The organism is Streptomyces sp. XY431 (assembly GCF_001279805.1).
Taxonomy (GTDB): domain Bacteria; phylum Actinomycetota; class Actinomycetes; order Streptomycetales; family Streptomycetaceae; genus Kitasatospora; species Kitasatospora purpeofusca.
Genome location: NZ_LGDO01000522.1, coordinates 19,108 through 34,602 on the forward strand (window position 1 = coordinate 19,108; position 15,495 = coordinate 34,602).

Here is a 15,495-nt window from a genome sequence, read left to right on the forward strand (position 1 = left end):
CGGGTGGGTGCCGGGCACCGGGGAGGGCGGCGGAGCGGGTGGGCCGCCGCCCCGGGAGGGGCGCTACATGCGGAAGACGCCGAACGGGCCGGGTGCCGGGAGCGGGGCGTTGGCGCAGGCGGTGAGGGCGAGGCCGAGGACGGTCCGGGTGTCCATCGGGTCGATCACGCCGTCGTCCCAGAGCCGGGCGCTCGCGTAGTAGGCGTTGCCCTGGCGCTCGTACTGCTCGCGGACGGGGCGCTTGAACTCCTCCTCCGCCTCGGTGGCCCACTCCTCGCCGTGGGCCTCCAACTGGTCGCGGCGGACGGTGGCCAGCACCGACGCGGCCTGCTCGCCGCCCATCACCGAGATCTTGGCGTTCGGCCACATCCACAGGAAGCGGGGTGAGTAGGCCCGGCCGCACATCGAGTAGTTGCCGGCCCCGTAGGAGCCGCCGATCACCACCGTCAGCTTCGGGACGCGGGTGCAGGCGACGGCGTTGACCATCTTGGCGCCGTGCTTGGCGATGCCGCCCGCCTCGTACTGCCGGCCGACCATGAAGCCGGTGATGTTCTGCAGAAAGAGGAGGGGGATGCCGCGCTGGTCGCACAGTTCGATGAAGTGGGCGCCCTTGAGGGCGGACTCCGCGAACAGCACGCCGTTGTTGGCGACGATGCCGACCGGGTGGCCGTGGATCCGGGCGAAGCCGGTCACCAGGGTCGCGCCGTACTCGGCCTTGAACTCGGCGAACCGGCTGCCGTCGACCAGCCGGGCGATCACCTCGCGCACGTCGTACGGCGTGCGCGGGTCGACCGGGACGGCCCCGTACAGGCCGGCCGGGTCGACGGCCGGCGGCTCGGCCGGGGCGAGCGGCCACGGGCGGGCGGCGCGCGGGCCGAGCCCGGCGACGATGGTGCGGACGATGGAGAGGGCGTGGGCGTCGTCCTCGGCCAGGTGGTCCGTGACGCCGGAGGTCCGGGAGTGCAGATCGCCGCCGCCCAGCTCCTCGGCGGTCACGACCTCGCCGGTCGCCGCCTTCACCAGCGGCGGCCCGCCGAGGAAGATGGTGCCCTGGTTGCGGACGATGACGGCCTGGTCGCTCATCGCCGGCACGTACGCGCCGCCGGCCGTGCAGGAGCCCAGCACGGCGGCGATCTGCGGGATGCCCGCGGCGGAGAGGCGCGCCTGGTTGTAGAAGATCCGGCCGAAGTGGTCGCGGTCCGGGAAGACCTCGTCCTGCATCGGGAGGAAGGCGCCGCCGGAGTCGACCAGGTAGACGCAGGGGAGCCGGTTCTCCAGCGCGACTTCCTGGGCGCGCAGGTGCTTCTTGACCGTCATCGGGTAGTAGGTGCCGCCCTTGACGGTGGCGTCGTTGGCGACCACGACCACCTCGCGCCCGGCGACCCGGCCGATGCCGGCGATCACCCCGGCGGCCGGGGCGGCGCCGTCGTACATCCCGTCGGCCGCCAGCGGGGCGAGTTCGAGGAAGGGGGAGGCCGGGTCGAGCAGGGTGTCCACCCGGTCGCGGGGGAGCAGTTTGCCGCGCGCGGTGTGGCGGGCGCGGGCCTTGGCGCCGCCCCCGAGCGCGGCCGTGCCGAGCTTCTCGCGGAGTTCGGCGACCAGGGCCCGATGGGCGGCGGTGTTCGTCCGGAACGCCTCGGACCCGGGGTCGGCGGCCGTGTCGAGCCGGGGCGCCGGGGCGGCCGCGCCGGGTGCGCCGCGGCCGTGGGCCGCGCCGCCCGCCGGGGTGCCGGCCGCCGCGCTGCCATTGATGCCGGTGGGTGCGCCGACAGTAGTGGAGATGACCATCCCAAGAGCTCCCTTGCCCTCGGCGGCAGGTGGGCCGACAAGGCCGGTGAGCCCGCGACCCCCACACGTTAATGAACGTTAACTTCCGTCGCCCAGGTTAACCACCGATAACCCGACTGTCTACGATGGTCGGCATGCCGAACGTCCCATCCGCCTCCGGGCTCGCACGCCGCGACCAGATCCGCAGGGAGGCCGCCCGACTGTTCGCGGCCCGGGGCTTCCTCGGTGTGGGCGTCGACGAGATCGGCAAGGCCGTCGGTATCAGCGGCCCCGGCCTCTACCGGCACTTCGCCGGCAAGGACGCGATGCTCGCCGACCTGCTGGTCGGCATCAGTGAGCGGCTGCTGGAGGAGGGGCGCCGCCGGGCGGGCGGCAGCGAGGGCCCGGCCGCCGCGCTGGACGCGCTGATCGGCGGCCATGTCGACTTCGCGCTCGACGACCGCGACCTGATCACGCTGCACGACCGGGAGCTGCTCAACCTCCGCGACGAGGACCGCAGGACCGTCCGCCGCCTCCAGCGCGCCTACGTGGAGCTCTGGGTGGAGGTGGTCCGCCAGGCCTGTCCGCCGCTCGCCGCCCCGACCGCCGAGCCGGTCGCCCGGGCGGCCGTGCACGCCGTCTTCGGGCTGATCAACTCGACCCCGCACAGCCACGGCCCGAACCCCGCCCAGGGGGACGAACGCGCCGGGCTCACCCGCGACGCGATGGCCGCACTGCTGCGCGACCTCGCCCACGGCGCGTTCTCGGCGGCCGCCGACTCCGTCGCCGCTGACACCGGCGCTGACAGCGGCGCCGGCTCCGGCATCGGCACTGGCGCCGGCGCTGCCGTCGTCGTCGGCACCGACGCCGCACGGGCCTGACCGGCGGGCCCGCCGCCCCCTCGGGGCGTTGCTCCATTCGGGGTGGGCCGGGTCGGGCGCCCGACCTAGGACCAAGGGAGGTCCGCCCCCTGCGTCGGTGGACGGTGGGCGGCTCCCGCTCCGTCGGCGACCCTGGTAACGAGCGCCGGTCCGGCCGGGCGGGAATCACCGCAGGCTGCGGGCTGTTGGCCCGTCCGTCGGGCCGGGACCCCCGGCGCGTCCTGGCCTGAAAAATCCATGGCGGTCACCCGACGGAATGGTTAGCATCCCTAAATATGCCTGAGACTCACGGATCTACGGTGGAGCTTTCCCCGAGCGGCACCCGAACCGGCACCCCGGGCGCGGACGGCGCCAAGAGCGACACGGGTACCTCGTCGGACAAGCCCGGGGACGGGCGTGCCCGACCGGACCGGAAGCCCGGACCGTCCACGACCGCCCCCGACGGCTCCGGCCCGACGGCCGGCTCCGACGGCGCCCACGGCCCCGAAGGGGCGGGCTGGCTCCGACGGCTGCTCGGCTACTGCTGGCGCTCCCGGCGCAGCGTGCTGCTCGCCTTCGGCGCCTCGCTGCTCGGCATGGCCGTCACCGCCCTGGTGCCCCTGGTCACCAAGCTGATCATCGATGACGTCATCACCGCGCACTCCCGGCCGCTCGCCCCGTGGGCCGTCGTCCTGCTGCTGGCCGCCGCCGTCGTGTTCGGCTGCACCCAGGTCCGCCGCTACTACGGCGGACAGCTGGCCGTCGACGTCCAGCACGACCTGCGCGCGGACCTCTTCCGCTCGCTCGGCAGACTCGACGGCCACCGCCAGGACCGGCTCGACACCGGACAGGTGGTCGGCCGCGCGACCTCCGACCTCCAACTGGTCAACGGGCTGCTCTCGATGCTGCCCATGATGACCGGCTACCTGCTCATGTTCGTCATGTCGCTCGGCGTGATGGTCTGGCTCTCGCCGCCGCTCACCCTGGTCGCGCTGGTGATGGCCCCGGCGCTGTGGTGGGTCTCGACGCTCAGCCGCAAGCGGCTGTTCCCCTCCACCTGGGCCGCCCAGCAGGAGGCTGCGGCCGTCGCCGGGGTGGTGGACGCGGCGATCGGCGGCGTGCGGGTGGTCAAGGGCTTCGGCCAGGAGGGGCAGGAGCTGGACAAGCTGGAGACGGCCTCGCGCAACCTCTTCGCGTCCCGGCTGCGCTCGATCCGGCTCAACAGCCGCTACAACCCCGCCATGCAGGCCGTTCCGGCACTCGCCCAGGTGGCGGTACTGGCCTTCGGCGGCTGGCTGGCGGTCGAGGGGCAGGTCTCGCTCGGCACCTTCGTCGCCTTCTCCACCTACGTCGCGCAGATGACCGGCCCGGTCCGGATGCTGACCATGGTCATCACGGTCGGCCAGCAGGCCAGGGCCGGTGTCGAGCGCGTGCTCCAGCTGATCGACGAGCGTCCGCTGGTCCGGGAGCGCCCGGACGCGGTCGTCCTCGACCTGGCCGCCGAACCGGCCGCCGAACCGGCCGCCGACACCGCCGCACCCGACGCCGGTCCGGACGCCACCCCGCCCGCAGGCCCGGACGCCACCCCGCCCTCCGGCCCGCGCGTGGTCGGACCGCTCACCACCGAGGTGGCGCTGGAGTTCGACCAGGTCGAGTTCCGCTACGACCCCGAGCACCCGGCCCCGGTCCTGCACGGCCTCAGCCTCCGCCTCGCACCCGGCGAGACCCTCGCCCTGGTCGGCTCCTCCGGTTCGGGCAAGTCCACCGTCGCGCAGCTGGTGCCCCGGTTCTACGACCCGGCGGACGGCGCCGTCCGCCTCTACGGCCACGACCTGCGCGACCTGACCCTCGACTCGGTCCGGTCGGCCGTCGGCATCGTGCCCGAGGAGAGCTTCCTCTTCTCCGAGACCGTCCGCACCAACATCGCCTACGGCCGCCCGGACGCCACCGACGAGCAGATCGTCGCGGCCGCCCGCGCCGCCCAGGCCGACGAGTTCGTCCGGGCGCTGCCCGACGGCTACGGGACGAAGGTCGGCGAGCAGGGCCTCACCCTGTCCGGAGGCCAGCGCCAGCGCATCGCCCTGGCCCGGGCGATCCTCACCGACCCCCGGATCCTGCTGCTCGACGACGCCACCTCGGCCGTGGACCCGCAGATCGAGGCCGAGATCCACGACGCGCTGCGTTCGGTGATGGCCGGCCGCACCACCCTGCTGATCGCCCACCGCCGCTCCACCCTCCAGCTCGCCGACCGGATCGCCGTCCTGGACCACGGCCGCCTGCTCGACATCGGCACGCACGAGGAACTCGACGCCCGATGTCCCCGCTACCGGGCCCTGATCACCGACCCCGAGGCGGGCCGGAGCACCCCCGCCGCGCCCCCGGCGGCACCCGGAGCGGCCGAGCCGTCCGCGCCCACCGGCGCAGAGCCCACCCGGGACACGGGCGCCACCCAGGACGCCGACGCCGACACGGACACCGACACGAGCGCCCCCGCCCCCGTCATGCCCACCCCGGCCCTGACCAAGGCCGCCCGCACCGCCGCACCCGAACTGCTCGCCCGGGTCGCCGCCCTCCCGCCGGCCACCGACCACCCGGAGATCCCCCGGGCCGAGGCCGAGCGGGGAGACCCCGACTTCAGCCTCCGCCGCCTGCTGCGCCCCTTCCGCGTGCCGCTCGCCCTGGCGCTGCTCCTGGTCGCCCTGGACGCGGGCGCCGGCCTGGTCCTGCCGATCCTGATCCGGCACGGCATCGACGACGGCGTCAGCAAGGGCGTCATGACCGGCGTCGCCGTCGCCTCGCTCGCCGCCCTGGTGATCGTCCTGCTGGACTGGCTGGTGCAGGGCGCCGAGAACCGGGTCAGCGGCCGCACCGGCGAGCGGGTGCTCTACTCGCTCCGGCTCAAGATCTTCGCCCACCTCAACCGGCTCGGCCTCGACTACTACGAGCGCGAACTCTCCGGCCGGATCATGACCCGGATGACCACCGACCTGGACTCCCTCACCTCGTTCCTGCAGACCGGCGTGGTCACGGCGGTGGTCAGCCTGCTGACCTTCCTCGGCATCTTCGCGGCCCTGCTGGTGATCGACGCCGGACTCGCCCTGGCGGTCTTCGCGGTGCTGCCGCTGCTCGCGGTCGCGACCCTGGTGTTCCGCCGGAAGTCCAAGGCCCAGTACGAGATCTCCCGGGACCTCATCAGCACGGTCAACGCGGACCTCCAGGAGAACGTGGCCGGCATGCGGATCGTCCAGGCGTTCCGCCGGCTGGACGCCAACACGGACCGCTTCGTCGCCCGGGGCATCGCCTACCGGGACGCCCGGGTCCGGGCGCAGCTCTACATCTCGCTGTACTTCCCGTTCGTGCAGTTCCTCTCCAGCGTGGCCGCCGCGCTGGTGCTGATCATGGGCGCGTCGAGGGTGGACGCCGGGACGCTCACCGTCGGCGCGCTGGTCGCCTACCTGCTCTACATCGACCTGTTCTTCGCGCCGGTCAACCAGCTCTCCCAGGTGTTCGACGGCTACCAGCAGGCGGCGGTCGGCCTCGGCCGGATCCGCGAACTGCTGCGCACCCCGACCAGCACCGCGCAGGCGGCCGACCCGGTGCCCGTCCCGGCCGGGCTCCGCGGCGAGATCGAGTTCGACCACGTCGGCTTCGCCTACAACGGCGGCGCGGACGGCGCCCCGGACGTCCTCACCGACATCAGTCTGCGGATCCCGGCCGGGCAGACGGTGGCGCTGGTCGGCGAGACGGGGGCCGGCAAGTCGACCCTGGTCAAGCTGGTCGCCCGGTTCTACGACGCGACGTCCGGCACCGTCCGGGTCGACGGCGTCGACCTGACCCGCTACGACCTCGCCCAGTACCGGCACCGGCTCGGGGTGGTGCCGCAGGAGGCCTACCTGTTCGCCGGGACGGTGCGCGAGGCCATCGCGTACGGCCGGCCGGGGGCCTCGCCGGCCGAGGTGGAGGCGGCGGCCCGTGCCGTCGGCGCGCACGACATGATCCTCCGGCTGTCCGACGGCTACGAGCACGAGGTCGCCGGCCGGGGGCGGAACCTCTCGGCGGGTCAGCGCCAGCTGATCGCGCTGGCCCGGGCCGAGCTGGTCGACCCGGACGTCCTGCTGCTGGACGAGGCCACCGCGGCGCTCGACCTGGCCACCGAGGCGGCGGTCAACCACGCCGCGGACCGGCTCAGCGGAGGGCGCACCACCCTGGTCATCGCGCACCGGCTGACCACCGCCGAGCGCGCGGACCGGGTGGTCGTGCTGGACCACGGCCGGGTGGTCGAGGACGGCACGCACAAGGAGCTGCTGGCGCGGGGAGGGGCGTACACCCGGCTCTGGCAGGCGTTCGTGGCGGAGGGACACCACCGGTCCGGCACGGCGTCCGCCGCCGTCCCGGACGTGATCGCCGGAGCGTGAGGCGGCCGGGGCGGCGCGGGCTGTCGCGAGGACAGCCCGCACCCCCCGGCCATCTGCCCCGACGTCCCCCGACCGCCCGGCCCCGGCCGTTCACGCCGCGAGCAGCGCGATCAGCAGCCTCGAAGGATCGATCCCCCGGGGCAGTTCGCTCACCTGCCCGTCGCCGACCTCGACCACCCGCCACCCGGAGCCGTCCGCCCGCTCCGCCAGGTCGGTGGTGACGAACCGGCAGCCGAGCGTCCGCACCGGCGGCCGCACCCCGGACAGATCGGGGGCGGACGGGCAGCCGGGCAGGTCCGGATGCGGTCCGACCAGCACCGGCTCGCCGTCCAGCCACCACACCCGGGACTCCACCGCCCGCCGTCGCCCGCCCCGTCCGTCGTCCGGCAGCCCGGGGTCCTGGGCCCGGTCCCGCCCGGAACCGCCGGACGGCGCGTCGTCGGCGTCCCACACCACCCGGTTGAACTCCTCGAACCGCCGCAGCACCACGCCCCCGGCGAGGTAGGAGCCCTGCAGTTCCACGAACCGGGCGACCACCCGGGCCACGGCCGGAAGGTCGGCCAGCTCCGGGATGAAGCAGGCCTCGCCCCACTCGTCCTTGCGGGACTTCACATAGTCCTTGACGATCGCCGGTCCCTGGCCTCCGAGCCCGGCGACGGCCGCCGCCAACCGTTCCGGACCGGGCGGCGCGATCCCGGACCCGTCCCCACCGCCGCTCCCGTCCCCGCTGCCGCTGCCGGCTCCCGCCAGCGGCAGCCAGACGCTCTGCGGCGTCGCCCCCTCGAACACCCCGTACCAGCCGGGCAGTTCATGCGCCGACGCATACCCGGGCGGGCTGGTCAGCAGATGCCCGCCGCGTTCGGCCAGCGCGGCGGCGAAGGCCGCGTAGCGGTCCGAGGGGAGCATCCACCCCCGGTACCAGAACGGTCCGCGACCCGCCGGGACCCGGTCGACGGCCGCGCGGGCGTCACCGGCGAGCAGCGCGTCGTGGTCGACGAGGTGGTGCTCACCGCCCAGGTCCCGCAGCAGCCGGGCCTCCCGGACGAACTGGGGATCGATCCGGCGCGGGTCCAGCGGATGGGAGGGGAGGAGGAATGCGGGTGCGGGCATGGGCGTCAGGGTACGGGCAGGGACAGCCCGTCGAGCCGTCAAAACCCCGACGCCACAGGCCCTGACCGGCCCGGTCGGACCGTCTCGGCCACCGGCCGGGGGGCGCTGGAATCCGTTCGACGGCCGGAGCGCACCGCTGGCAGAGTGACCCGATGCGAAACCTGTGGCGAAACGCGCGAAGGACCCCACGCCGGGCTGCCAGGACGGTGGTCCTGGACGAGCACGGCTCCGTCTTCCTCCTGCGTTCGGACAACAGCGAGGTCGGCGTGCACTGGACCATGCCGGGCGGCGGCATCGAGGCCGACGAGACCCCGTGGGCGGGGGCGCGCCGCGAACTCTGGGAGGAGACCGGCTGGTCGGACCTCGAACCCGGCCCGCTGCTCTGCACCTGGGAACACGACTTCACCTGGCACGGAACGCCGGTCCGCCAGCACGAGCACATCTACCTCACCGACGGCCCGCACCGGGGCCCGGTCGGCGACGTCAGCGCGGTGCACGCCGCCGACCGGATCCTCGACTGGCGCTGGTGGACCCCGGCGGACCTCGCGGACGAGAACGCGGACGCCCTCTGGCCGCCCCGGCTGCCGGAACTGCTGGCCGAGGTACGGGAGGGCTGGCTCAGTGAGCGGCGCGAACCCCGGCCCGTCGATCTCGGCTACATCCCGAACGGCGGACCCGTCCGCTCCTGAGCGGCGGTCCCGTCGGTTCCGAACGCCTGGAGCGGGCGACGCCGGCCGCGCCGGCCCGGACGCCCGGGCGGGCCGACCTGCCAGTCCCGGAGCTCCAGCTCCCGGTCGTGCAGGGCGCCGGGGTTGATCACCACCGAGAGCCGCGCCTCCGCGAGCTGCTCCCAGGCGAGGCCGGTGGCGATCAGCAACTGCTCGGTCGGTACCGAGACGGCGATCGCGGGCCGCCAGGCGGGCAGCACGACCAGACAGGTCCCCCGGCCGAGCCGGAGGAGCTCGGCGGTCGCCCGGACGGCGGGCCGTTCCTCGGTGCGGCCCGGGCGCCCGCCGGCGTCCGGCAGTTGGGGGGTGCCACCGATCAGCACGCCCAGCGGGGGTTCGGCCGCCGCCCTCGGCCAGGGGGCGTCCCGGTCGTCACTGGTGCGCGGTCCGGGGACGACCGGCGCGCCGGCGGCCGGCGCCGGGCCGGTGCGCGCGCTGTCGGGCCGGACGGGGGCGGCCGTCGTCTGCGGATGCAGCAGGCGGAGGCGGCGCGACGGCGAGGGCCGCCGGCTGACGGCGGTGCGCAGTTCCTCGTGGGGCGCCCGCAGTACCGGGACCGTCCGCTCCTGGACGGCCGGAGGCTGCCGGAGCCCGGCGGACGCCTCGCCCGACCCGCCCGCCTCGGCCTCCTCGGCAGCCAGGGAGGAGTCGGACGCCTCGGACGAGTCGCACGCCTCGGACGAGTCGCACGCCTCGGACCCGCCGTCGGCGTCCCCACCGCGCGGCCGCGGCACGGAGCCGCCCAGCAGGACGCCGGCCGTGCCGCCCGTCCGGCCGTCGGTGCCCACCGCCGTGATCGAGCAGCGGGTCACCCCGTCCACCGGGGCGGCGGCGTCGGGCGCCGGGGGAACAGGTGGGGCGGACGGCGTCCGGTCGGCGGCGGTCCGGTCGAGCGTGGTCATTGGCACGGGCCCTTCGGGGTACGGTCCCATTGATCCTCCCGCACCGGGCGACGTGCTCCAAGCGCGTTTCCGCCCCCTGCGCCCCACAACACCGTCACGCCCCACGAGTCCCCCTCGTACCACCGGTCCCACCTGCACAACACCCTGACGTCCCATCGGGCTCCCCGGTTCCCACGCCGGGCTGCCCGGCTCGTCCGGCCCCCGTCCGGCCCCACCCGGCCCCCGGATTTTCCCCCCGCGGGAGGGCACCGGTCAGGCGCCGGGCGCCACGAAGCCCTTCAGGTCGGACAGGACGACGTTGGCGGCGGCCACGCCGAGCCCGAGGAACCAGGTCTCGTCCGGGACCGGCCGCGCCTGCCCGGACTTGACCGCGCCCAGGGTCTTCCAGAGCGCCCCGCCGAGCACCGCGTCCTGGTTGGTGGAGCTGGGCGTGCCGTAGACCCCGTAGAAGATCCAGTCGGCGTCCGCCTTGTCGATCTGCTCGGGGCCGATCTCCACCGCGAGCTCCTTGACCTGCTCGATCGCGGGCTGCGGCAGCCGGACGTCGGTGAGGACGGTACCGATGAAGGACAGCTCCGCGTACAGCCGGGTCTTGCCGGGCATGAAGCGCAGCGGCGTGATGGTGGGCCGCTTGTCGCCGAGCGCGGCGCCGATCGCCGCCGCGGCCGCCTGGTAGGCGTCCAGCTGGGCCCTGGCCTCCGCCTCCAGGCCGAGCGGGCTCGCGTTGAGCAGGAAGTTCTGCTTCCACGGGTAGCCGGGGCGCAGCGAGAAGACGGTCGGCGCGATCTTGGAGAGCTGCTGGTACTGGTCCTGGGCGCGCAGCTGGCTGCCGAGGATCAGGTCGGGCTTGAGCGCGGCGATGGCCTCCAGGTTGAGGCTGTTGATGGTGCCGACGGCGGCGGGGCTGCCGGCCCTGTCCTTGAGGTAGGACGGCATGGTCTTGGAGCCGTCGGTGTGGACCACGCCGACCGGCTGGATGCCCAGCGAGACGACGTTGTCGAGCTCGCCGGTGTCGAGGACGACGACCCGGGTCGGCTTCGCCGGGAGGACGGTCTCGCCCAGCGCGTGCCGGATCGTCCGCGGGTAGACGCCGGGTGCGGCGTCGGTGCCGAAGCCCTTCATCTTCTCGATCACGGTGGCGTAGTCGTCGCCGCCCTGCTTGACGGACTTCTGGTCGGGCGAGGAGCCGCCGGAGGGCTTCGCCGCGCCGCCGCCGGAGCCGCCCGATCCGGCCGGTCCGCCGGAGTCGCCCGAGCTGCCGCAGGCGGTGAGCAGTCCGCCGAGGCCGAGGACGGCCCCGCCGGTGAGCGCCGCGGTGAGCAGGGCCCGTCGGCCGGGGCGGGGGGTGGTGGGGTGGCCGGGAGTGGGGGACACGCGGCGCTCCTTCGAGGACGGAATGTTGGTTAGGCAAGGCAAACCTATCCGACATCCCCGAAGGGTCCCGCGCCGTGCCGACCAGGCCCGCGCGGCCGATGCCAAAACATCTCAAAGCGTGACACGGCGGGCAAATCAATTCGGTAACAACCCTTTGAAATAAAGGTACACGCCTTAACGCCCCATGCATCATCGGCCAACGCCCAGCTTCGTACGGGCAAATCGAAGGGAGTGGTTCAAATCACCAAGGGTTGGCCTACTCAACCTTCGGTACCCGCACCTAGGGTGCGCAGGTGTTTGATCAGCAGCTCTCAGAGCACGGAAGCAGCGGCCGGGCAACGGCGCCCGCCGCTCCGCAGGGTGCCCCGGTCAGTGGCGCCAGTGGTGGAGCCCCCGGCACGGGGGTGGCGGGGGCGACGGGGGCAGCGGGGGACAAGGGCCTACGGGGCAACTCCGTCGGCCTGCTGAGCAGCGTGGTCCTGGGCGTCTCCACGGTCGCCCCGGTCTACTGCCTGACCGCCACCCTGGGACCGACGGTCACCGCCGTCGGCGTCCAGATGCCCGCGGTCTTCCTGGCCGGCTTCCTGCCGATGCTGCTCGTCGCGTTCGCGTACAAGGAACTGAACAAGGACTTCCCGGACTGCGGCACGTCCTTCACCTGGACGGTCAAGGCCTTCGGCCCCCGGGTCGGCTGGATGGCCGGCTGGGGACTGACGGTCGCCACCATCATCGTGCTGTCCAACCTCGCCGGGGTGGCCACCGACTTCCTCTACCTCATGCTCGGCGAGATGACGGGCAGCGGAGCCGTCGCCGACCTCAACGACAACAAGGCCGTCCATCTGGCCACCGTCGTCGTACTGATCGCCGCCGCCACCGCGATGAGCTACCGCGGCATGACGGCCACCAAGTGGTTCCAGTACAGCCTGGTCGGGCTCCAGCTCGCCGTCCTGCTGCTGTTCGCCGGCATCGCCATCGGCAAGGCCGCCACCGGCGACCTGCCCGACTCCATCGGCTTCTCCGCCTCCTGGCTCAACCCGCTCGAGGTGGGCTCGTTCAGCGCCTTCACCGCCGGCCTGTCGCTCTCGATCTTCATGTACTGGGGCTGGGACACCTGCCTCACCATGAACGAGGAGACCAGCGGCAGCGCCAAGACCCCGGGCCGCGCCGCGATGATCTCGATGGTCACCCTGGTCGGCTCCTACCTGCTGGTCGCCGTCGCCGCCCAGATGTTCGCCGGCGTCGGCAGCACCGGCAACGGCCTCGGCAACCCGGACACCGCCGACAACGTCTTCTCCGCCCTGGCCCGGCCGGTCCTCGGCTCGCCGTGGAGCATCCTGCTCTTCCTGGCCGTCGTCGCCAGCGCCGCCGCCAGCCTGCAGACCACCTTCATCCCGGTCGCCCGGACCCTGCTCGCGATGAGCGCCTACCGGGCCGTGCCGCCCCGCTTCGGCACCGTCCACCCGCGCCACCGCACCCCCGGCTTCGCCACCCTCGCCGCCGGTGCCGCCACCGCCGTGTTCTACGTCGGCATGAGCGTGATCAGCGAGAACGTCGTCCAGGACACCATCCTGGCCCTCGGGCTGATGATCTGCTTCTACTACGCGCTGACCGCCTTCGCCTGCGTCTGGTACTTCCGCCACTCGCTCCGGGACAGCCTGCGCGACCTCGCCCTCAAGGGCCTCGCCCCCCTGCTCGGCGGACTCCTGCTCAGCGGGGTCTTCCTGCAGACCCTCACCGACGCCTGGGACCCCGAGTACGGCAGCGGCGCCGTCCTCGGCATCGGCTCGGTGTTCGTCATCGGCGTCGGCATCCTGCTGCTCGGCGCGGTCCTCATGCTCGTGTACAGCGCCTACCGGCCCGCGTTCTTCCGCGGCGAGACGCTCCGCCAGGACACCCCCGCCCTCGTCGTCGAGGACTGACGGGCAACGGAGGACTGACGGGCAACGGAGGACCGCGGAAAGCCGCGGCGCGGAAAAGGAAAACCGGTGGCGGGCCGGCGCCGGCGCCGCTACCCTCGACCCCATGAAGCGCTTCGCAGGTCTCAACTGGTGGCCGTCCTAGGACGGCCACCAGCCACGCCTGACCAGGGCCGTCCGGGATGGACGGCCCTGTTGCGTTTCTCCGACGGGACGGGCCCCGAGCCCCGGACGGCCGCGACCACCGCCGTACCGAGGAGAAACCCCGTGACCACCGCGACCACGCCGACCGCTGCAGACGTCCCCACTGAGCCGACCGACCTGGCCGGTCTCGCCGACCTGGACGAGGGCATCCGCGCCGACCCGGCCGCCCACCGCGTCCTCACCGGCGACCGCCCCACCGGCCCGCTCCACCTCGGCCACTACTTCGGCAGCCTCCGCAACCGCGTCCACCTCCAGCGCCTCGGCGTCGAGATGTTCCTCGTCATCCCCGACTACCAGGTCATCACCGACCGGGACCTCGCCGACCGCCTCGCCGAACACACCGAGAACCTCGTCGTCGACTACCTCGCCACCGGAATCGACGCCGACCGCGCCACGATCTTCACCCACAGCTCCGTCCCCGCCCTCAACCAGCTGCTGCTGCCCTTCCTCAGCCTGGTCAGCGTCGCCGAACTCCACCGCAACCCCACCGTCAAGGACGAGATCGCCCACTCCAGCCAGGCCGCCGTGAACGGACTGATGCTCACCTACCCCGTCCACCAGGCCGCCGACATCCTCTTCTGCAAGGCCGACCTCGTCCCCGTCGGCAAGGACCAGCTGCCGCCCCTCGAAGTCGCCCGCACCGTCGCCCGCCGCTTCAACGAGCGCTACCCGCCCCCCGACGGCCCCCCCGTCTTCCCCCGCCCCCGCGCGCTGCTCTCCGCCGCACCGCTGCTCCTCGGCACCGACGGCGGCAAGATGAGCAAGAGCCGCGGCAACTCCGTCCCGCTCGCCGCCGACGAGGACACCACCGCCCGCCTCCTCAAGGGCGCGAAGACCGACGCGGACCGCCGCATCACCTACGACCCCGTCGGCCGCCCCGAGGTCTCCAACCTCCTCCTGCTCGCCGGCCTCTGCCAGGACCGCGCCCCCGAGGAGCTCGCCGAGGAGATCGGCGACGGCGGCGCCGCCGCCCTCAAGCGCACCGTCACCGAGGCCGTGAACGAACACCTCCGCCCGATCCGAGCCCGCCGCGCCGAACTCGCCGCCGACCGCGGCCACATCCGCCAGGTCCTGCGCACCGGCTCCGAACACGCCAACGCGGTCGCCGACGCCACCCTCACCGAAGTGCGGGCCGTCATGGGATCGCTGTGAACGCGTCAGGGGCATAACCTCTCGGGGCCGGTCCCGCGCCGGCCCCGAGAGCACCCCGTCCCGGAAGGAACCCGGCCATGGACCAGCACCCGACCACCCCCGGCCGAGGGCTGACCCGCCCGCCGCACCTCCGCCCCGGGGACCACATCGCCGTGGTCGCCACCAGCGGCCCCATCGATCCGCAGCGGCTCAGCGCCGGCACCGCCGTCCTCCGCTCCTGGGGACTGCGCGTCACCGTCGCCCCGCACGTCCTCGACACCCACCCCGTCCTCGGTCACCTCGCCGGCACCGACGCCGACCGCGCCGCCGACCTCCAGGCCGCCTGGCTCGACCCCACCGTCGACGCCGTCATCTGCGCCCGCGGCGGCTACGGCGTCCACCGCATGGTCGACCTCCTCGACTGGGACGCCCTGCGCGCCGTCCCGCCCAAGATCCTCATCGGCTTCAGCGACGTCTCCTCCCTGCACGAGGCCTTCGCCCAGCGCCTCGGCCTCGCCACCCTCTACGGACCGATGAGCGCCACCGCCGGCTTCATCGGCGACGCCCGCACCGCCGAACACCTGCGCCGCACCCTCTTCGACCCCGCCGCCACCACCGTCATCACCTCGCCCACCGCCGCCACTCTCGTCCCCGGCCGGGCCCGCGGCATCACCGCCGGCGGCTGCACCCACGTCCTCGCCGCCGAGCGCGGCACCCCCGCCGCCCGCCCCTCCTACGCCGGCAGCATCCTGATCCTCGAGGACGTCAACGAGCACCCGTACCAGCTCGACCGCCTCCTCACCCAGTTCCTGCGCTCCGGCGCCTTCGACGGCGTCACCGGGGTCGCGCTCGGCTCCTGGGAGGGCTGCGGCCCGCTCGACCGGGTCCGGGACGTCATGCTCGACCGGCTCGGACCGCTCGGCATCCCCGTCGTCTGGGAACTCGGCTTCGGGCACTGCCCCTCCACCCTCACCGTCCCGCTCGGCGTCCCCGCGGTGCTCGACGCCGACGCCGGGACCCTCACCCTGGACCTGCCGGCCCTCGCCGACCGCCCCGCGTAGCCGGGGGTTGGCCGCCGGGGGGGGGGG

General features: G+C 73.9%; 10 protein-coding genes. 6 read left to right on the forward strand and 4 right to left on the reverse strand.

Annotation, left to right across the window (positions count from 1 at the left end):
- Positions 1-63: 63 nt before the first annotated feature.
- On the reverse strand, positions 64-1,788 hold the full coding sequence (locus tag ADK60_RS39920) for a carboxyl transferase domain-containing protein (protein ID WP_234326287.1): 1,725 nt from the start codon (positions 1,786-1,788) through the stop codon (positions 64-66).
- A 134-nt stretch (positions 1,789-1,922) separates the two neighbouring features.
- Here ADK60_RS39920 and ADK60_RS39925 point away from each other — a divergent pair, with 134 nt between their 5' ends.
- Together ADK60_RS39925 and ADK60_RS39930 are read left to right on the forward strand one after the other, a co-directional pair.
- Positions 1,923-2,648 carry an SACE_7040 family transcriptional regulator gene (locus tag ADK60_RS39925; RefSeq protein WP_053651876.1) on the forward strand — a complete coding sequence of 242 codons (726 nt, stop codon included), beginning with the start codon at positions 1,923-1,925 and terminating at the stop codon, positions 2,646-2,648.
- Between the two features lie 509 nt (positions 2,649-3,157).
- A complete protein-coding gene (locus ADK60_RS39930; RefSeq protein ID WP_053651878.1) occupies positions 3,158-7,042 on the forward strand; it encodes an ABC transporter ATP-binding protein in 3,885 nt (1,294 codons plus the stop codon).
- A gap of 90 nt (positions 7,043-7,132) precedes the next feature.
- On the opposite strand, the gene ADK60_RS39935 is transcribed toward ADK60_RS39930, so the two are convergent.
- Positions 7,133-8,152, reverse strand: coding sequence for an ATP-grasp domain-containing protein (locus tag ADK60_RS39935; protein WP_053651871.1), 1,020 nt, complete (start codon positions 8,150-8,152; stop codon positions 7,133-7,135).
- 152 nt (positions 8,153-8,304) lie between these two features.
- Here ADK60_RS39935 and ADK60_RS39940 point away from each other — a divergent pair, with 152 nt between their 5' ends.
- Positions 8,305-8,841 carry an NUDIX hydrolase gene (locus tag ADK60_RS39940; protein ID WP_045942851.1) on the forward strand — a complete coding sequence of 179 codons (537 nt, stop codon included), beginning with the start codon at positions 8,305-8,307 and terminating at the stop codon, positions 8,839-8,841.
- Here the strand turns inward: ADK60_RS39940 and ADK60_RS39945 are convergent.
- Positions 8,808-9,782, reverse strand: coding sequence for a hypothetical protein (locus tag ADK60_RS39945; RefSeq protein ID WP_053651873.1), 975 nt, complete (start codon positions 9,780-9,782; stop codon positions 8,808-8,810). The genes ADK60_RS39940 and ADK60_RS39945 overlap by 34 nt on opposite strands.
- A 252-nt stretch (positions 9,783-10,034) precedes the next feature.
- Positions 10,035-11,156, reverse strand: coding sequence for an ABC transporter substrate-binding protein (locus ADK60_RS39950; RefSeq protein ID WP_234371482.1), 1,122 nt, complete (start codon positions 11,154-11,156; stop codon positions 10,035-10,037).
- A 404-nt stretch (positions 11,157-11,560) separates the two neighbouring features.
- On the opposite strand from ADK60_RS39950, the gene ADK60_RS39955 reads away from it, so the two are divergent.
- From ADK60_RS39955 to ADK60_RS39965, 3 genes are all read left to right on the forward strand, one after another.
- Complete coding sequence (locus tag ADK60_RS39955; protein ID WP_045942861.1) at positions 11,561-13,075, forward strand: APC family permease; 1,515 nt, start codon at positions 11,561-11,563, stop codon at positions 13,073-13,075.
- A 264-nt stretch (positions 13,076-13,339) separates the two neighbouring features.
- Positions 13,340-14,428 carry a tryptophan--tRNA ligase gene (gene trpS / locus ADK60_RS39960; RefSeq protein ID WP_079009084.1) on the forward strand — a complete coding sequence of 363 codons (1,089 nt, stop codon included), beginning with the start codon at positions 13,340-13,342 and terminating at the stop codon, positions 14,426-14,428.
- 77 nt (positions 14,429-14,505) lie between these two features.
- The gene (locus ADK60_RS39965) at positions 14,506-15,468 is read left to right on the forward strand and encodes a S66 peptidase family protein (protein ID WP_053651875.1); all 963 of its coding nucleotides are present in this window, start codon (positions 14,506-14,508) and stop codon (positions 15,466-15,468) included.
- Positions 15,469-15,495: the final 27 nt, after the last annotated feature.